Source organism: Natronoglycomyces albus (genome assembly GCF_016925535.1).
GTDB lineage: Bacteria > Actinomycetota > Actinomycetes > Mycobacteriales > Micromonosporaceae > Natronoglycomyces > Natronoglycomyces albus.
Genome location: NZ_CP070496.1, coordinates 1,364,642 through 1,383,513 on the forward strand (window position 1 = coordinate 1,364,642; position 18,872 = coordinate 1,383,513).

Here is an 18,872-nt window from a genome sequence, read left to right on the forward strand (position 1 = left end):
CAACGCTCATGATCGGTGCTCCAAAATAAACTGATTGACATCCAAATGGCCACCGCTAAACCCGGCCTGCGAATACGCCAAATAGAACTCCCACGTCCGCGCGAACAGCTCGTCGAAACCAAGCCGTTCGAGGGCGTTGCGATTGTCCAAGAAACGCTCACGCCACAGCCGCAACGTATGCGCGTAGTCCGAGCCGAAGGCAAGCCGGTCGACCACCCTCAGACCCGTACTCGCCCGCAGGCACTGCTCGATAGCGTGCACCGACGGAATCAAACCGCCCGGAAAGATGTACTTGTGGATCCAGGTGTAGGCACCGCGCGCCTCCACCATCAAATCGTGGCGCATCGTGATCGATTGCAAACCAATCCGCCCACCCGGTCGCAACAACTGATCGAGCACACCGAAATACCGCGACCAGTACTCCTCACCGACCGCCTCGATCATCTCGACGCTGATGATGGCGTCATAGCGCTCCGCGAGGTCAAGCGAGCGATAATCTTGCAGTCGCGCATTAATACGGTCGCCCAGATCCAACTCCGCAGCCCGCTTCTTGACGCGCTCCAGCTGCTGTTGGGACAGCGTGATCGTGTCGACGTGGGCCCCACGCCGCGCGGCACGCACCGACAGCTCACCCCAACCCGAGCCGATCTCCAACACCCGTGAACCATCTGTGACCCCACACCGGTCCAACAGCCGATCGACCTTGCGTCGTTGCGCGTCGGCCACATCAGACCATTGAGTGGAACCTCCCGCGAACAACGCGCTCGAATACGTCATCGTCTCGTCCAAGAACAACGAGAACAACTCGTTCGACAGGTCGTAATGGTGCGAAATGTTTCGTACCGCGTTATCGGCCGAATTACTGTGCGACGAAGGCATCGCCGACCCATAGAGACTGCGAATTCCCTGCACAGCTGGCGGAATCAACTCATCCCAACCAGCTGCCAGCACACTCAATAGCCCAGGCAAGTCATCAGAGTCGAAATCACCGGCCTGATAGGCCTCCCCGAACCCGATCAGGCCCGCCCCACCAAGGCGGTGGTAGAACGCCTCGGGACGATGCAGCCGCAACGCTGGAGCGTCGCGATAACGCCCCATCCACGAACCGTCCGGCATCACCAAACGAACGGGCAGCTTCGCGGCCATCCGCCGCGTCATCCGCTTGACGATACGAGCCCGCACCGGCACATGAGGGGCACGGGGAATGATCGCCTGCGTCAATGGCTTCCGGGAATCTTGCGGCGAACTCATGATTGTCCTTCCTGCGGCGCTCGCTTCGGGCGAGGCATCACAGGCAACCGACGCGCATACAGTCGTATGCCATGCCACCGAATGCCAGCCGAAACCGCCACTGTGGAGAAAGGGTGTCTAAAGGCCGCCGCCAGCAGCGCAAACGTCGAAGCACGCTGGCGGCGGCCGGAGAGACCGGCAGTAAAGGCGGACCCGTCGGGTCGGTTCAACTGGACCGCTATTCGCAGCCGCCGGCCAGGCAGGGGAAGCCGCATCCGGTAGTAGCCATCGACCGGATTGAACGGCGAAACATAAAAGACTTTGTCGACCTCGGCCCGCCCTTGGTCGTCTGTGCGGAGGAAATAACGATGGCGCTGGCCGTAGGTGTTATGGACTTCGGCGACGACGCACTGGAGGCGGTCTTTGTCAAGACACCAGAAAACGGTGAGCGGGTTGAACACATACCCGAAAACTCGGGCGTGGCACAGCATGAGGAAGCGTGATCCGGAGACATCGACGCCATGTTTGGCGACGAACGCCGAGATGCTTTCCTTGGTACTGCTTCCTGGGCCGCCCATGTGATCTTTGGCCTTGAAGCCGGCAAGTGGCCGCAGATACCACGGAGGCCGTGGCATGTCGTCGAGATCCACCAGCCAGTAGTACGTGCGGTGTCGAAACTGGTAGTGAAAGGGCTCTTGGCGCACGTGGGAGACGGTTCCGCGATACAGGTGCGCGGACTTGGCCCACCGACTCGACGCCTGGTGCCTTCGATACCGCACTTGTCCGTGCGGTTGTGTCTGGTCCTGTGCGGCGTCAGCGGGGCCGAAGCCGGGTTGGGACGTCGACTGCGCTGCCATTCCCTCTAGTGCCTTCACCACCGCACCCCCAGGCTTTGTGCCGCGTTGACTCCGGACTGGCAGCCGTCTTCGTGAAAGCCCCAGCCGTGGTAGGCGCCTGCGAAGGCCGTCGTGCCGTCGTTGAGGCCGGGAAGTTGGCGTTGGGCAGCGACGGAGGTCGGGGTGTAGATCGGGTGCTCATATGTCATGCGTCGTAGCACGTGCGAATGGTCAATGCGGTCGGCCGCTCCGAGCGTGACGACATAGTCGGTTGCCGCCGTTAGTCGTTGCAATCGATTGAGGTGGTATGACACCTGCACTTGGCCCTCGGTGGGCCGACAGTCGGAAAGCAGGTAGTTCCAGCTTCCACGCGCCGCCGCGCGGCGTGGGAGCCATCGCGTGTCGGTGTGGAGAACGGTCTCGTTGCGGGAGTACTCGAAACTGCCCAGAACGTCCTTTTCCTCCACGGTGGGGTCTTCCAGGAGACGCAGGGCTTGATCGGGATGGGTCGCGATGACGACGGCGTCGAACTCGGAGACAGCTTGGTCCGCGGTGCGGACACTGACCCCGTCGTGGTGCCGCTGGAGTGAGGTGACCGCAGAGCCGGTGCGCACCTCGTGCAGGCCAGCGGCCACCCGCTCTACGTAGGTGCGAGAGCCACCGACGACCGTGCGCCAGGCGGGATTGCCCAGCACGGCCAGCATGCCGTGGTTGGCCAGGAACGTGAACAGATACCGGGCCGGATAGTCACGCACCGCGTGCGGGCCGCACGACCATACGGCCGAGACCAGCGGTATCACGAAGTGGTTGACGAAGTATTGCGAATAGTGCCCCTGGGACAGGAACTGGCCCAGCGTCTGTTCCTCCGCGTCGGTCTCGGTGGCCAAGAGGCGGCGCGCCCGGCGGTAGAACAGCGGCATTTGCCACAGCATGGCGTGGAAACGTGGATCGACGAAGCTGCGTGGGTGCGCGAACACGCCACGTATTCCACGCGAGCCGCAGTACTCCAGGCCACATCCCTCACAACGAATCGACATACTCATCTGAGTCGGCTGCGTCTTAATGTCCAGTTCTGTGAACAAACGCACGAGACGCGGATATGTGGTCCGGTTGTGGACCAAGAACCCGGAGTCGACCTCATGGGTCAGCTCTGGATCGCGGTCGACGACGGTGTGGGTATGGGCGTGACCTCCGAGACGGTGGTCTGCTTCGAATAGGGTTACGTCCCGGGACTGCTGCAGCACGTAGGCTGCCGTCAAACCCGAGACTCCAGAACCGATGACTGCGACTTGGCTGCGAGAAGTCATAGTCACCTCCTCAAGTATTTCGATGTCACCCACGATTCGGAGCCGTGGTGGGCCCGGATGGGAACGAATCGACATTCTTTCGTTTCGTTCCCATCCGGTAGGCAACCTCACAGTGCCTGGACTTCCACCCAAACATGCCGCAGCCCTCGCACGGTGCGTTTTCGCCTCATACGTGCCTCGCACTCCGGTCAGACGCGACCTTCGAGCAACCGGCGTTTTCCTCCCGCGAACTGGGCCCCTATAATTGCCCCGTGCCAGTTGAAACCGATGCCAGGACATACCAGGTCCGCACCTACGGGTGTCAGATGAACGTGCACGACTCCGAACGCATCTCGGGGCTGATGGAGAATGCCGGATACATTCCCGCTCCCAGTGACGCCGAGATAGCCGACGTCGTCATCTTCAATACCTGCGCCGTGCGCGAAAACGCCGACAACCGCCTCTACGGCAACCTGGGGCACCTGGCCCCAAAGAAGACCCGCAACCCCGATATGCAAATCGCGGTCGGTGGTTGCCTGGCGCAAAAGGACAAAGGCACCATCACAAAGAAGGCCCCTTGGGTTGATGTGGTGTTCGGTACCCACAACATCGGTTCGTTGCCGACTTTGCTGGAGCGCGCCCGGCACAATGAGGCTGCCGAGGTGGAGATCTTGGAATCGCTGGAGGTCTTCCCCTCCACTTTGCCGACCAAACGCGACTCGACCTATTCGGGCTGGGTGTCGATCTCAGTCGGATGTAATAACACCTGCACGTTCTGCATCGTGCCGGCGCTGCGTGGAACGGAGAAGGACCGCCGCCCTGGCGATATCCTCGCCGAGGTAAACGCGCTGGTGGCTGAGGGTGTGTCTGAGGTGACTCTGCTGGGCCAGAACGTCAATTCCTACGGTGTGGAGTTTGGCGACCGCTATGCCTTTGGCAAGCTACTGCGCGCTTGTGGCGATATCGAGGGTCTGGAGCGGGTCCGCTTCACCTCGCCTCACCCGAAGGACTTCACCGATGACGTCATCGACGCGATGGCTGAGACGCCGAACGTGTGCCACCAGTTGCACATGCCGTTGCAGTCGGGCTCGGACAAGGTCTTGAAGGACATGCGCCGCTCGTATCGCTCGAAGAAGTTCCTGGGCATTTTGGACAAGGTGCGCCAGCAGATGCCCGAGGCGGCGATTACGACCGACATTATTGTCGGCTTCCCCGGTGAGACGGAGGAGGACTTTCAGGCGACTCTCGACGTGGTCGAAGCCGCCCGTTTCTCCTCGGCTTTCACGTTCCAGTACTCGATTCGCCCCGGCACCCCGGCCGGCGAGATGGAAGACCAGGTGCCCAAGGAGGTCGTTCAGGAACGCTATATGCGCCTGACCGAGCTCCAGGAGCGCATCTCCTGGGAGGAGAATCAGAAGCTCGAGGGGCGTGAGGTCGAGGTACTGGTCACGGCCGGGGATGGACGCAAAGATGAAGCCACCGGTCGCTTGTCTGGTCGGGCCCGCGATGGCCGGCTGGTGCACTTCGCCGTCACACCGCTGAGCGACGACGACCCTTACGACAACGCGGAGGGCATTCGTCCCGGTGATGTCATCCGCACCACGATTACCTATGGTGCCCCGCATCATTTGGTGGCCGATTCGGAGATCGCCGACCACCGTCGCACCCGGGCCGGAGATGCCTGGGAAGCCGGACAACAGCCGACGACTGCCGGAGTAACGATGCTGGGAATGCCCTCGATTGGGATGCGTCCCAGCGAAGAGCCATCCGAGCCTTCCGGATGTTGCTCTGGCCACTAAGTTCTTATTTCGACACATTCCCATGACATAGGTCGGGCCCGGCGCATCATGGCCGGGCCCTTCGTCTGTGTCTAGGGGAGTTCTCCCGCTCGCAGGATTTCTTGGGCTCGCTCGATGATGGTCTCGGCATACTCGGTGAAGGCGAAGACCTCGGGTTCGTGTTCGGCCATTTGGGGCAGAAAGTGATCCCAGTAGGCTTCGGTCTGGATGCGTTCCAAGTCGGCCTCCTCGTGACAGGAGATATCGGCCTGGACGACGTGGTGCTCCCGTTCCTTGAACTCCTCGACCAGATCATTTTCGCCGTGATGATGGCCTTCGTGGCCTTCGTGGCCTTCGTGGCCTTCGTGGTCGAGGTGTGCGGCGCTAAAGATATGCATATTGATGTGCATGACCTCACCGACGACGTCTGTGGGTCGTTCCAGGTGCGGAAACCCGGCCTCCTCCATGCAGTCCGCCCAGATTTCGCGTGCCTGGAGGACATCGGTTCCTTTATCCCATGACCGGTCGACTTGGCCGGTGGCTTGGGCTTGCATCAAGTAGTACTTTTCCGGATCGCCATCGTGGATGGCCGCGGTGGCTTCGCCGCGACATCCGCCAGCGCTCCATTCGACGGTTGATCCGTCGCGCAGCGTGATCTCGGCGGGCTCTCCGGTGCCGTAGGCGGCGTCGTGCAACGCCTGGCTTTCCTCCTCGGGTAGGTCGTCCAGTTCGTTGCCGGTGTTCTCGTGTAGGTGGGCACTGGGGTAACCAATGTGGGGATCAGGAGCGGAGAACTGCGAAAACACCCAGCTTTCGTCGCGATCTTCCCATATGTCGGGTCGGAAGTATTCTTGGCCGTTTTCGATGAATCCGGCGTTTTCCAGACACAAGTTAGCCACGCTCTCCAGTGCCGCTCGATATTCCTGATGTAGAAGCATGTTGTGCGTGTGGGCCTCTTTGAGGCGCTCATGGTCTTGGCTGTCGAGATCGTCATTTCCGTTTGCGCACGCGGCCAGTAGAGCGACGGCGGCAAGAGCGGCCACCAGCGTGGAGAGGTAAGGGGGCTGGTTCCGGGCTTGGTTTGGAAGCCGGGAGGGGGATCGCTTGAATCTCATGTCGGTCACCATTGGGGGAGTGGGTAAAGCTGTGGGGTCAGTGCCGCTGGGCACTGACCCCACTATAAACATTATTTACGGTTGGTGGAATGGTTCGAGCTCAACTTCGTCCTCAACCCGGCAGCCTTCGCAGCATCCGCGCCGTGTAACCAGAGCTTAGAGCTCCTATCAGGTTTGTTTCCGTGGCGAGGATGGTGTGCTGTCAGTGCGTGGGGAGGCGGAGGCCCTTGTTCATACCCAGCGGGTATGGGCAAGGGCCGACAACGCGGCCAGGCGCGACATCACTCCACCGCAGTAGGAAGAGAAACCTGATAGGAGCTCTTAGGGGCACAGCAGCTCCTCGCGGAGCCGGTCTATGTCGCTGAAGCCGATAACCTGGCAATATCCGTGAAAGGACCCGAATCGGTCTCGCAACATCTGTATCGTCTGGCTCATTGCCTCAGCGGGGGTGCCCATATAGGACTTGGCCACGGTCGGGTTGCCTTGGTCCCGCCAGGCTCGCCAACGCGCGGTTCCCACGTCGGTCAGGGCGTAGTCGGCTGCGATGTCCTCATCGGACACACCGAGCAGGCCCAGTAGCACCGCCGCGATGATACCGGTGCGGTCCTTGCCCGCCATGCAGTGAAAGACGGTTGGCTCGCCGTTTGCCACGATCTCCAGTGAGCGCCGTACCGCCTCGTGACCGGTCTCCAGCATCGCCATATAGCGCTGCGAGAGGAAAGCCACCGAACGTTCGTGTGATTGCGCGGGCTCGGGAATGATTCCGTTGAAACTCTCCCACCTCAGGTGCTTGAGCTCCTCATGGTGGAACGAGATTCCCTCGGTGGCGGGGAAGCGTGGGGCGACCTCGAGCTCCTCGGCCCGGCGAAGGTCAATGACGTGGCGAACTTTCAGCTCGTTGACCACGTGGTCGAGGTCGGCCTCGGTGGCGTTGCCGAAGTTGTCGGAGCGAAACACGACGTCTTTCTTGACCGGGCAACCGTCTACTCCGCGGTATCCGCCCAGGTCGCGAAGGTTAAAGATGCGGGTGGTCGGAATAAACTGGGCGGGTAGCTGTGATTGGGTTTGGGTCATCTCACGCCTCTCTAAACGAGCGATCGCCACGGTGGACCGCTCGCGCGTCGTCTTGGCTGTCTCTTAGCGCAGCCGCTGTCAGTGCGTCATGGAAGAGGCCCGTCTGAGCGTGACGCGCAAAGGGGAACGCGGCACTGTACGTGGCGCTTCGGTCCGTGGGAGGACCGGGCGGCGCGGGAAGGCTTGCCTCGGCAAACACCAGCCGGGTCTATCCGGGGTGTTCACTGTGGTGAACGCGAGCTTCTCGCAGCCCTAGGGTGTCCAACTGAGCCACCACCTCATTGACTGGTTCCGATGTGGGGCATCGGGTCACAGTGGATGGCCCCACCATTGTGGGCCTCGTGTTGTGGCTAACCACAACATTGGTTACCAGACGCGTAAAAAGGGTGACACTCTCTGTGCGAGAGCGCCACCCCTAAAACGTTTATTTCTAAATTATCTTGCGCTCTCGGCTAGAGACAGCATCTGCTGTTTCCCGGCCAGTTCCTTTTCAGCCTTGGCGATCTGCTTGGAGTTTCCGGTGGACTTGGCGCGCTCCAGCTTTTCCTCGGCTTCGGCAACCTGCTGACGCATTTGCTTGAGGATCGGGTTGTCTTCGACGGGAACCCGACGCCATGCCACGTCCATCGCGGCGCGGATCGCGTCGTCAACCTTGCGCAGGCGGCGCTGTAGCTTGTTCTGGGCGCTCCGTGGCACGCGGCCGATCTCGCCCCACTGCCCTTGGATTTCCCGGAAGGCAGCCTGAGCAGCCTTTGGATCTCCCTCTACGTCAAGTGCCTCAGCTCGCTTGAGCAGCTCTTCCTTGGCTTCCTGGTTTTGCTCGTACTCGGCATCGCGAGCGGAGAAGACCTCGGAACGGGCATTGAAGAACACGTCCTGGGCGGCGCGGAACCGTTTCCAGGCCTTTTGCTCCGCGTCTGGAGCCAGACGACCCGCTTCCTTCCACTCGGCCATGAGCCCTTTGAGCGCGTCGGCGGTCGGGCCCCAGTCAGTGGAGGTGGAAAGCTCTTCGGCCTGCGCGATGAGTTCTTCCTTCTTCGCGGCGATGACTTTGCGTTCGGCGTCGAGCTGAGCGAAGTGCGCGCCCCGGCGCCGGGTGAAGGTCTCGCGGGCGGAAGCGAACTTGCGCCACAGGGCCGAGTCGGTCTTGCGGTCGACACCGTGGATGGACTTCCACTCGTCGACGATCGCGGCGAAGCGTTCCCCGGTGGCTTTCCAATGGCTGTCGCGCTTGGCGAGCTCTTCGGCTTCAGCTACAAGGGCTTCCTTCTTCGCGGTAGCCTCGGCACGTTCCTCTTCCTTGACGGCCTTGACTTCTTCAACCCGCGAAGCCGCGTGTTTGGCCAGCTCATCGAGACGTGTCTTCAGAGCGTCGATATCGCCCACGACAGGGGCCTCATCGAGGCCATCGCGGAGCTTTTTCACCGCTGCTGCCGCCTGTGGGACATCGGCGGAAGCGGAATTGAGACGCGCGGCAATCAGGTCGACTTCCACGACCAAATCTGCGTACTTACGGGCAAAGTGGGCCAAACCCTCATCAGGGCTGCCCGCTTGCCAGGAGCCAACCGCGCGTTCCCCTGAGGAGGTTTTGACGAAGACAGTGCCGTCTGCGTCAACTCGACCGAACCGGGTCCAGTCTTGGATGTCACTCATCGCCGTAATCACAATTCCTTCGAAGCAACTGAGGTCTTACCACCCGTACCTTACGGTTAATGCCGGGTCGCTGCCAGTCGGGGCTACCACCAATGGGGGTGGTCCACAGGCCAAACCGGATAGATTGGCACAATCGGGGTCTAAACTATTCAGTCATTCTCGCCCGCAACGGGGCTGAAATCTTGGGGGTAGTTCATTTGAGCCGAGGTGGCAACACTGCCAGACTACCCGGACGAACAATCGCCGTCGTAGGGCCTACCGCCGCCGGCAAGACCGCTTTGTCGATCGCTGTGGCCCATACGCTGGACGGGGAGGTGATCAATGCCGACTCGATGCAACTGTATGAAGGCATGGATATCGGCACCGCGAAGGCTGACCTCACCGAGCGCGATGGCGTTCCCCATCACCTGTTCGACATCTGGGATTGCACAGTCAGCGCGGACGTGGCCAGTTACCAAAAATTGGCCCGTGCGGCGATAGACGAGGTGAGCTCGCGAGGCAAACAGCCCCTCTTGGTGGGGGGCTCAGGTCTGTACATCCAGGCGGTATTGGACGAGTTCAATTTTCCCGGAACCGACCCTGAGATCCGAAGCCGGTGGGAAGCGCGACTACAGGAAGTCGGTGCGGACGCTCTGCACGCGGAACTGGCCGCTCGTGACGCGAAAGCGGCCGAGGCGATTTTGCCCTCCAATGGCCGCCGGATCGTGCGGGCCTTGGAAGTCATTGAGTTGACCGGATCATTTGTGGCCGCGTTGCCGGAGCCCCGCGAGGAATACCCGGCTGTGCGGATCGGCATCGACCTCGATACGGCCCAGCTGGACCACCGCATTGAGCTTCGGGTGGAGCGAATGTGGGAGGCGGGGTTGGTAGAGGAAGTGCGGCAGCTGGCTTCCCGTGGTCTCGGCGAGGGAAAGACCGCGTCGAGAGCCTTGGGCTACAAGCAGGTATTGGAGTTTCTCGCAGGCAAGTGCAGTGAAGAAGAGGCCAAACTCGCCACCGTGGTGGGGACCAGGCGGTTTGTCCGCCGTCAACGTTCCTGGTTTAAGCGTGACAAGCGAATCACCTGGTTCGACGGCAGCGACGCCGACCTGCTGGAGAAGGTGCTGGAGCACCTTGAGACCCATGCGATCCAAATATAGACAATAGTTTCGTATAGCACTGTGGCCACCGGTTACACCGGTGGCCACAGTGCTATACGAGGGTGAGGTCATGTCCTCATCGAGGGCACGACGCTGTGGGTTTATGCTCGCGGGTTTGGGCTCACGGTCTTGTTTGGGTCAAACTCGGCGACATCCGCGAGGGCTTCGTCGATGGCCTTCATCGCGGAGTCCTCGAGCGTGACGCCCGCGGCCTTCACATTGCTGTCGACCTGTTCGGGGCGGCTGGCTCCAATGATCGCCGCCGACACGTTCGAGTTTTGCAACACCCAGGCCAGGGCTAGCTGTGCCATGTTTAGACCGTGGTCGTTGGCGATGGGCTCCAGCTTTTGGACCGACTCGAGCAGTCCAGGCTTCTGGGTAAACCCGGTGACGAACTTGCCGTACTTTTCGTCGGCGCCGCGGGAACCGGCCGGGGCATCCTGACCTGGCTTGTACTTACCGGTCAAAATTCCCTGAGCCAGCGGAGACCACACGATTTGCCCGATTCCAAGCTCCTCGCAAGCCGGGATGACCTCAGCCTCGATCACACGCCACAGAGCCGAGTACTGCGGCTGGCTGGACACGAGCTGGATCTTCAGTTCCCGGGCCAGTTTGTGTCCGGCGCGGATCTGGTCGGCCGTCCACTCGCTGACCCCAATGTAGTGAGCCTTTCCTGAATGGACGATGTCGGCAAACGCCTCCATGGTCTCTTCCCGCGGCGTTTCGTGGTCGAAGCGGTGTGCCTGATATAGGTCGACATAGTCGGTCTGGAGACGACGCAAAGTGGCGTCAATGGCCTCCATGATGTGTTTGCGCGATAGGCCACGGTCGTTCTTGCCCTCGCCCATGGGCCAGTAGACCTTCGAGAAGATCTCCAGGCTTTCCCGGGGGAGGCCCTTGAGTCCACGTCCGAGCACTTCCTCAGCGGCGCCGCGCGCGTACACGTCGGCGGTGTCGAATGTGGTGATGCCCGCGTCGAGCGCTGCTTTGATACAGGCCTGCGCGGCATCCTCCTCTACCTGAGAGCCGTGGGTGATCCAGTTGCCGTAGGCAATTTCTGAAATGACTAGGCCGGAGCGGCCGAGATGACGGAATTCCATAGCCGAAAGGCTACCGCTTGCCGAGCGGCTAGCCAAACGGATCTGAGGTAATCCTTAGTACGAAATCCACCCTTTGCGAGGTGTGGCTAGTGAGGCCCCTGGGGCGCTTGGGCATTCGTTGCCCGGTGTTGTGGAGGAGAAGTTCCGGCGTGGCGGTGCGAGAAGAACCGCTGCGAATGCCGCATTGGGCCCACCACCTACAAGGGTCCGTCGTCGATCGCGACAGCCTTGAGGAATCGGATGACATCTTGCTGGTCAGCCTGCCCGGACAACAGCTGGGCCCCTTCAAGGTTCAGAGCCGACCACGTCCGTCCGTCGACCGACACGATCAACCCAGCTGGGTGAACAATCACATGTTGGAAGCGGGGTTCGACCAGCATTTTGCCAGAACGGTGGACGACGCCCTTGACGCCGCCGGTGTCCGCGACCGCCACCCCATTGACGAATCCGGCGACAATGCGTCCATCGGGGGTCGGGGTGTCCAATGACGCGAAGTTTAGCGGCACCACGACCTGACCGGTCTTGTCGATCGCGCCCCAGTCGGCCTGACAAACCGCGGCGATTCCGCCCCTGAAGTCTCCCACCTGGGTGAAGGCCGTTTCGATGACGGGATTGCCCCCGGCATCACGGTATCCCCAGCGGCCCGTGATCGGGTCTGCGTAGGGTTCGGGCACCGGGTTGGCCGCACGTTGGGTCCATGATCGCGGTGGCGGTCCGAACCCCAGTTGCTCGACTCGTTCGGTCAATAGGTTTATCGCGCACTGCACGATTTGGGCGATGAAAGGGTAGGCGTTGTCGTCGATCGCCCGCTGGAAGTGAATGAGCGCCTCGGTGTGGCGGCCGTTTCCCAGACACGACAGGCCCGCATAGGCTCGGACCGCCCCCAGCAGCGTGCGGGGAATTTCCCCGGCCTCGGCCATGGCGAAGAGTTTGTCAGCCGCGTCGAAGCGGCCCTGTACCCGCAAGATGTTGGCTAGGCGGGCACGCGCGGGCGAGAGGACGCTGTCGGCCCCGGAGGCCTCCGCGTGATCAAGCGCGGTCGCGGCGTCGGCTTCGGCGGCCTCAAAATCTCCCAACATGCGCAGCGCAACCGCCCTCACACCCAACAGCCGGGCACAGTCGGCCTCCGATGGGTTACGAGAGAGGCGGTGGGCTACCTCTGTGCGGACGGACTGCAAGACATCGGCGTCGAGGATGCCGTGGCGCAATGTCGCGGCATCGAGAGGACCGATGGCACGCACCAGCCCCGCTCTGAGGTCCGCTGCGACATCAACCATGGCAACTACTTTGGCATGAAAGTGGGGGCGTGGTAACACCCGGTGGCAAGGAAATTCCGAATAGTAAAGGGAGGGATCATTGTATCCATTTGGGTACCATATGGGCGTTTGCGGGTACTACGTTGAGCTTAATGGCATTTGCGGCCAGCCTTTTCGCGCCCCAGTCAATCTGCTTGACGTGCACAAACACCTCTGAGGTTGCCGGTGTGGTCCCACAGCACCGAGGGTGCGAGGGAAATTTGGCGGCACGGGCGAAGTTCATCCGCGAATGGGGCCCGTGCCGCGCACGCTCCTGGGGCAGTCGCAACGAAGACGATCGGCGCTGTGTGGACAGCTAGGCTTCAGCGTCCGATCAGGGCTTGGAGCCTGGGCGCGATCCGACTACTCGCGAAGAACCTTGCCCAGGTCTTCCTCGGTCGCCTTATAGGTCATGCGTGGGCGAGGCATGCGCATCCCGCGGAACATCAGTGAGCGGGCGATGACATACCAGAACAGACCTCGCTTGGACTGTTTGGTGCCCGGGAAGCGACCGAAAACCAAACGGCTGGTCTTCCGGCACAAGTAGATCGAGTCGAGGATGAACGCCACGACCATCAGAATCCACATCAGATTCATGATCGCGACGGCTTCGGGCGCGGCCACGGCCACCGGGTTGGTGAGGATCAGTAGACCCAGTGCCACGAAGAAGAAGTACTGCCCGACGCAGCGGCGTGAATCGACGATGTCGCGAGCTAGCAGCCGCTCGGGGCCCTGGTCGCGCGAGAGGTGATATTTGTCGTACAGCGGGTCGCCTCGGAAGTGTCCCTCGGCGATACGGGCGCGCTGCTCACGTTGCCGGTTCTTCAGCTTTTGGCGTTCCTGCTTGGAGGGTTTATTCGCCTTGTATTGCTGCCGCGCCTCTTTATTGGTCATGGGAGGGTTTTTCGGCGGCCGGGCTTGTGCCTTCCTGGGGCGCTTGGGCGTCGGGGTGCCCTTCTTTCCGGTGGCATCCGATCCCGCGCTACTGGAGCGAGCCGGCCCAGTCTTCTCAGCCGCGCGTGCGGCCTTCGATTCGGAGTCGGAGGTCTTCTTTGCCACGAAAATCGCCCTTTCCAAAGATTTCGACAAGGCTCACCTCAACTGTAGGCATCTGGCGTCGCACTTGGCGACCGCGCCACGTTGCTCCATGGGCTGGGGCACGGCGGCGCGTTTTCGGTGAGCCTTGATCTGGCAAGGTCCAGGATACGCCCTTAGGGCTGGGGCCAAACCCAGCGGTAAGGCGTCCGGCTATAGCCGGACGCCTATGGCCCTCACAGGGCCGCGCCGGGCCGTTCCACGTTCGCTCCCAAAGCCGCTAGCTTGGCTTCGAAGTTCTCATAGCCGCGAGTGATATAGCGATCGACGCCGTACACCCGTGAGGTGCCCTCGGCGGCCAGCGCCGCGATGAGGTGGCTGAAGCCGGCCCGCAGGTCGGGGATCTGCAGGTCGGCGGCGTGAAGTTTCGATGGGCCGGCGATGACGGCCGAGTGCAGGAAGTTGCGACGTCCCCATCGGCACGGGGTCCCGCCGAGGCATTCGGAGTACAACTCGATATTGGCCCCCATGGCGCGCAATTCCTGGGTGTAGCCGAAACGGCGCTCATAGACCGTCTCGTGCATGATCGACAAACCCTGGGCCTGGGTTAGCGCGACCACGAGCGGCTGCTGCCAGTCGGTCATGAGGCCCGGGTGGACATCGGTTTCGAGAGCCACCGGCTTGAGGGGACCTCCCGGGTGCCAAAAGCGGATGCCTCCATCGACCGGGCTGTCGTTGACCTCGTATTCACCGCCGATGGAGCGGAAGACGTTGAGGAAGGTCATCATGTCGGCTTGGCGCGCGCCGCGTACGAATACCTCGCCTTGGGTGGCTAGAGCGGCCGAGGCCCATGAGCCGGCTTCGATGCGGTCGGGGATGGGGCGGTGGGAATAGCCGTGGAGGCGTTCCACACCGGTGATCTCGATGACGCGATTGGTGTGGACCTTGATGATCGCGCCCATTTTTTGCAAGACACAGATGAGGTCGATGATTTCCGGCTCGATCGCGGCGTTACGTAGCTCGGTGGTGCCTTCGGCCCGAACGGCGGCGAGGAGGACCTGTTCGGTGGCTCCCACCGATGGGTAGTCGAGTCGGTACTGGATTCCCTTGAGTCCCTCCGGCGCGGTGATTTCCAGGCCGCCGGGGGTTTTGTCCACGACCGCGCCGAATTCGCGTAGCGCGTTGAGGTGGAAGTCGATGGGGCGGCCGCCAATATTGCAGCCACCGAGGTCGGGAATGAAGGCGCGGCCGAGGCGGTGAAGTAGTGGGCCGCACAGCAAGATGGGGATGCGGCTGGAACCGGCATGGATGTTGATCTCGTCTACTCCCGCCGCTTCGACCTTGCTGGTGTCGAAGTGGAGGCTTTGGTCGTGACCGGATGTCACCTCGACGCCGTGAACGCGCAACAGGCCAGAGACGATGCCGACATCGGAGATCTGGGGGACGTCGTAGAGCGTGGAGGGGGTCTCGCCGAGAACAGCGGCGACCATGGCTTTGGATACGAGGTTTTTCGCGCCTCTGACGCGGATCTCACCCTTGAGGGGCGTGCCACCGTGCACGATCAACATGTCTTGAGTCTTGTTTGTGCCCGGGGCTCCGACGCTGCTCAACAGGAGGACTCCTTACTGGGGGCGGCTAGATATCGCCGATGGTTGGAGGATTATCGAGATGTGTGAAGGGCTCAGTGCCGTAAGCCCGAATATTGGTTCGCTTCGACGTCGTGATCAGGCCTAGGTCGCGAACCGTGTTGACTTCCCGTTGTCGCAAGAAGAGTGGTTCGGATGACGTTTGCCCCATATCAGCTCGTCTACGTTTGGTAGAGGTCGCCTTCCGCGGACGTCTGGAGGAGATGACCCTAAAGACGTCGTCACCTGCGGCTACGCAGGATTTTGGCTGAGTGCCCGTGTCATAGGTGTGATGCCGGTTCCGCAGTTGGCCCTGGATTTTCGGCGTCTGAACACGTGTGCCCGGAAGCTATCTCGACGCTTAACCATAACGGGCTCACGGTCAGTAATTCGGTCAGATCCACCCATTGGGGCCGGTGATCGTGGTCTCGCGGCCGTTTTGCGTACTATACCGACTGTACGCAGGGGATTTACGGGCACCTGGCCGCCTTGGTCCCCGGTGGGAAAGCGCTGCCATCCTTCCACCACGAGGTCAGGTGCGTACCCTCCGATTAGCTAGGCGCGGCTACGTCAGGAGTTTGACCTCAGAAGGTGTCCAATCCCACGTCTAGGCGGGCGGATGATCCACTGTCGTGGACGCTCAATGTGGCCCGGCCACTAAGGCGCGCCAAAAAACCGCCCGGCCTGATGAAGGGCCGGGCGGTGACGTCTTTCGTGGTCTAGGGAAGCGCCAACATGCGGTCGAGGGCGGCCTTTGACCACTTGGTGGTCTCCGGATCGACCGAGATCTGGTTGGGCACACGTCCGGCGAGGAGTTCCTCCAACGACCACACCAAATGCGGCAAGTCGATCCGGTTCATGGTCGAGCAGTAGCAGATTGTCTTATCGAGGAACGAGATCCGCTTGTCAGGGTGCGCGTTCGCCAAGCGGCGCACAAGGTTCAGCTCGGTGCCAACTGCCCACGAGGAACCCGGCTCGGCGGCTTGGAGAGTCTTGATGATGTACTCGGTCGAACCGACATAGTCTGCGGCGGCGACGACCTCATGGGTGCACTCCGGGTGTACCAAGATGTTGACAGCCGGGTCGGTCTGCCGCATCTTTTCAACGCACTCCAGCGTGAAGCGGCCGTGCACCGAACAGTGCCCGCGCCATAGGATCATCTTCGCCTCGGCCAGTTCTTGCTGGGTCAGTCCACCATTGGGCCGGTGTGGGTTGTAGACCACACAGTCGGACAGCTCAAAGCCCATTTCCCGCACGGCCGTGTTGCGTCCTAGGTGCTGGTCGGGAAGGAACAGTACCTTTTCGCCACGCTCGTAGGCCCAGGTGAGGGCCCGCTTGGCGTTGGAGGAGGTGCACACGATGCCGTCGCGCTCCCCGACGAAAGACTTGATGGCCGCCGAAGAATTCATGTAGGTCATTGGCACCACGTCAGCGGCGATCCCGGCCTCGGTCAGGTCATCCCAGCACTGGCGGACCTGTGAGTCCGAGGCCATATCGGCCATCGAACATCCGGCGGCCAGGTCGGGCAAGATCACCTTCTGTGCCTCTGTGGTGAGAATGTCGGCCGATTCGGCCATGAAATGCACGCCGCAGAAAACGATGAACTCGGCCTCCGGGCGCGCGGCGGCCTGTTGCGCGAGCTTGAAGGAGTCGCCGGTGACGTCGGCGAACTGGATGACCTCGTCACGTTGATAGTGGTGTCCGAGGATGAACAGCTTGTCGCCGAGGGCGTCTTTGGCCTTGCGGGCGCGTTCGACCAAGCCAGGGTCTGACGGCGCGGGCAGCTCGCCCGGGCAGTCGACTCCCTTCTCGGAATCGGCGTCGGTACCGCGGCCAAGCAGCATAAGGGCAGTTGCGGTAGGGGCCGGCTCAACAAATCCAGACATCGGGAGTCCTTAGTGACATTCGCCAGGTGAACTTTCCCCTCCATTCTTGCACGTGGACCTCACCGGTCTAGATGCGTAAACGTTATTGTCATTCCATGCGCATCCTCATCGCCCCGGACAAATTCGCTGGTACGCTCACCGCCGAGCAAGCCGCAGAGGCGATCGGGCAGGGTTGGCGCCGCAGCCGCCCCGGTGACGAGATCCACACGATGCCGTTGGCTGATGGCGGCCCTGGGTTCCTGGCGGCTTTGCACGCTTCCCTCACGAATTCGCATCTGCGCACATTGACGGTTCTTGATCCCCTCGGCCGCCAGGTGGAGGCCGCGTATCTTCGCCACGGGGAGGCCGCCTACATCGAGGCCGCCGCCGGTGTGGGTCTACATTTGCTGACCGAAGCCGAACGAGATCCGCGCCGCGCCACCAGCTTCGGGCTCGGCCAACTCATCGCCGCCGCGATCGACCACGGAGCCCGGCAACTCATCATCGGCCTGGGCGGCACCGCGGTGTGCGATGGGGGCGCTGGCATGCTCACCGCCTTGGGGCTGACGTTGCGCGATGCGGCCGATCATGTGGTTCCCTACGGCGCTGCCCATCTGATCAACGCGGCAAGCCTTGACGGGTTTGCGCTACTGCGCGGGGTTGAGATCGTAGCTGCCACGGACGTCGACTCACCTCTACTTGGACCTAGCGGCGCGACCTACATGTTCGCACCACAAAAGGGCGCGGATGCGGCCGATCTGCCGTTGTTCGAAGCGGGGCTGGCCCGACTGGCGAGCTTGCTACAGGAACTGCCGACCGCGCCTTCGGGCCTCCTCGGTTGCCCAGGCGGCGGCGCCGCGGGTGGCATAGGCGCGGCCTTGCTTGCGTTGGGAGCCCGGCGCGAGTCTGGGGCCCAGATCGTCTCTGGCACCCTCGGGCTGCGCTCTGCCATCGAGCAGGCCGATCTTGTTATCACCGGTGAGGGTTCGTTCGATTCGCAGAGCCTGCGAGGAAAAGTCCCGGCCGAAGTGGCCGCCGAGGCCCGTCGTAGCGGACGCCGTTGTGTGGTCTTGGCGGGCCGCATCGGTACGGAAGCCGAGGACCCCACCGGCGCCCAGGGGACAAGGTGTCCGGAGAGCAGGTGGCGGGAGGCCGGAGTGAGCGCTGTGTGGTCACTCACCGAACATTTGGGAAGTTCCGAGGCGGCCTGGCATAATGCACAGACAGGGCTGGTCGAATTGGCCCAACATGTTGCCTCCGACATTGCCTAAGGCCATTCTGCGCCGCCCCTGCCAGGCGGATAAACCCTTATTGACCTGCGTGGAAGCCAATTCGATAAGCCTGGGAAACGTGGCGTGGAAGCCACTGAGCCAGGGAATAAGTCAACGGTCCCCAACGTTAGGTACCGTTGAAGAGCCCGACATCCGCAAAATCAAGGGAGCGAGAGACGTGAGCGCGACTCAGCAGGCGGAAGGTGCGAATACTGAAAGCACCACCGCGATCGGTGTGACACTGACCGACGAAGCCGCAGTCAAGGTGAAGGCCCTGATCGAACAAGAGGGCCGTGACGATCTGCGTCTCCGCGTGGCTGTGCAGCCTGGCGGCTGCTCCGGACTGCGCTACCAGCTGTTCTTCGACGAGCGTGACCTCGACGGAGACAAGATTCAATCCTACGACGGTTTCGAAGTCGTGGTCGACCGCATGAGCGTCCCCTACCTGGGCGGCGCCACGATCGACTTCGCCGACCGCATCGATGCCCAGGGATTCACGATTGACAACCCGAACGCCTCGGGTTCGTGCGCCTGTGGGGATTCCTTCCACTAGACTTCGTATTCAACGCC

The 18,872-nt window shown here is 61.9% G+C and carries 15 protein-coding genes; 4 read left to right on the forward strand and 11 right to left on the reverse strand.

Translation table 11 applies throughout. The features are described 5' to 3' along the window. Positions 1-6 precede the first annotated feature (6 nt). From JQS30_RS05785 to JQS30_RS05795, 3 genes are read right to left on the reverse strand one after another with little or no spacing between them, the layout of a single operon-like run. Positions 7-1,251: an SAM-dependent methyltransferase gene (locus JQS30_RS05785; RefSeq protein WP_213172421.1), complete on the reverse strand. Its 1,245-nt coding sequence runs from the start codon at positions 1,249-1,251 to the stop codon at positions 7-9. Further along, the gene (locus JQS30_RS05790) at positions 1,248-2,105 is read right to left on the reverse strand and encodes a DUF1365 domain-containing protein (protein WP_213172422.1); all 858 of its coding nucleotides are present in this window, start codon (positions 2,103-2,105) and stop codon (positions 1,248-1,250) included. Before JQS30_RS05790 ends, JQS30_RS05785 begins: the two co-directional genes overlap by 4 nt. Beyond that, positions 2,102-3,373, reverse strand: a complete 1,272-nt coding sequence (locus JQS30_RS05795; RefSeq protein WP_213172423.1) for an NAD(P)/FAD-dependent oxidoreductase — start codon at positions 3,371-3,373, stop codon at positions 2,102-2,104. Before JQS30_RS05795 ends, JQS30_RS05790 begins: the two co-directional genes overlap by 4 nt. Positions 3,374-3,624: 251 nt before the next feature. On the opposite strand from JQS30_RS05795, the gene miaB reads away from it, so the two are divergent. Further along, positions 3,625-5,151, forward strand: a complete 1,527-nt coding sequence (gene miaB / locus JQS30_RS05800) for a tRNA (N6-isopentenyl adenosine(37)-C2)-methylthiotransferase MiaB (RefSeq protein ID WP_246498080.1) — start codon at positions 3,625-3,627, stop codon at positions 5,149-5,151. A gap of 71 nt (positions 5,152-5,222) precedes the next feature. Here the strand turns inward: miaB and JQS30_RS05805 are convergent, their stop codons facing one another. The 3 genes from JQS30_RS05805 to JQS30_RS05815 all read right to left on the reverse strand — a co-directional run bounded on the left by JQS30_RS05805 (position 5,223) and on the right by JQS30_RS05815 (position 8,963). Further along, the gene (locus tag JQS30_RS05805) at positions 5,223-6,245 is read right to left on the reverse strand and encodes a hypothetical protein (protein ID WP_213172425.1); all 1,023 of its coding nucleotides are present in this window, start codon (positions 6,243-6,245) and stop codon (positions 5,223-5,225) included. A gap of 321 nt (positions 6,246-6,566) precedes the next feature. Then, positions 6,567-7,319, reverse strand: coding sequence for a tyrosine-protein phosphatase (locus JQS30_RS05810; protein ID WP_213172426.1), 753 nt, complete (start codon positions 7,317-7,319; stop codon positions 6,567-6,569). 435 nt (positions 7,320-7,754) lie between these two features. Then, positions 7,755-8,963, reverse strand: a complete 1,209-nt coding sequence (locus JQS30_RS05815) for a DUF349 domain-containing protein (RefSeq protein ID WP_343076188.1) — start codon at positions 8,961-8,963, stop codon at positions 7,755-7,757. Between the two features lie 191 nt (positions 8,964-9,154). Here JQS30_RS05815 and miaA point away from each other — a divergent pair, with 191 nt between their 5' ends. After that, a complete protein-coding gene (gene miaA / locus JQS30_RS05820) occupies positions 9,155-10,111 on the forward strand; it encodes a tRNA (adenosine(37)-N6)-dimethylallyltransferase MiaA (protein ID WP_246498081.1) in 957 nt (318 codons plus the stop codon). Positions 10,112-10,212: 101 nt separating this feature from the next. Here miaA and JQS30_RS05825 read toward each other — a convergent pair whose 3' ends face one another. The 5 genes from JQS30_RS05825 to nadA form a co-directional block, all read right to left on the reverse strand. Beyond that, positions 10,213-11,211, reverse strand: coding sequence for an aldo/keto reductase family protein (locus tag JQS30_RS05825; protein ID WP_213172429.1), 999 nt, complete (start codon positions 11,209-11,211; stop codon positions 10,213-10,215). A gap of 197 nt (positions 11,212-11,408) precedes the next feature. Continuing rightward, complete coding sequence (locus JQS30_RS05830; protein WP_213172430.1) at positions 11,409-12,488, reverse strand: WG repeat-containing protein; 1,080 nt, start codon at positions 12,486-12,488, stop codon at positions 11,409-11,411. 381 nt (positions 12,489-12,869) lie between these two features. Continuing rightward, the gene (locus JQS30_RS05835; protein WP_213172431.1) at positions 12,870-13,565 is read right to left on the reverse strand and encodes a DUF3043 domain-containing protein; all 696 of its coding nucleotides are present in this window, start codon (positions 13,563-13,565) and stop codon (positions 12,870-12,872) included. Between the two features lie 212 nt (positions 13,566-13,777). Then, positions 13,778-15,109, reverse strand: a complete 1,332-nt coding sequence (gene murA / locus JQS30_RS05840; protein WP_213172432.1) for a UDP-N-acetylglucosamine 1-carboxyvinyltransferase — start codon at positions 15,107-15,109, stop codon at positions 13,778-13,780. Between the two features lie 776 nt (positions 15,110-15,885). Then, the gene (nadA, locus tag JQS30_RS05845) at positions 15,886-17,052 is read right to left on the reverse strand and encodes a quinolinate synthase NadA (RefSeq protein WP_213172433.1); all 1,167 of its coding nucleotides are present in this window, start codon (positions 17,050-17,052) and stop codon (positions 15,886-15,888) included. 95 nt (positions 17,053-17,147) lie between these two features. Between nadA and JQS30_RS05850 the strand changes: the two genes are divergently transcribed. Together JQS30_RS05850 and JQS30_RS05855 are read left to right on the forward strand one after the other, a co-directional pair. Next, positions 17,148-18,302, forward strand: coding sequence for a glycerate kinase family protein (locus JQS30_RS05850; protein WP_213172434.1), 1,155 nt, complete (start codon positions 17,148-17,150; stop codon positions 18,300-18,302). A 178-nt stretch (positions 18,303-18,480) separates the two neighbouring features. Beyond that, a complete protein-coding gene (locus JQS30_RS05855) occupies positions 18,481-18,855 on the forward strand; it encodes a HesB/IscA family protein (protein WP_213172435.1) in 375 nt (124 codons plus the stop codon). Positions 18,856-18,872: the final 17 nt, after the last annotated feature.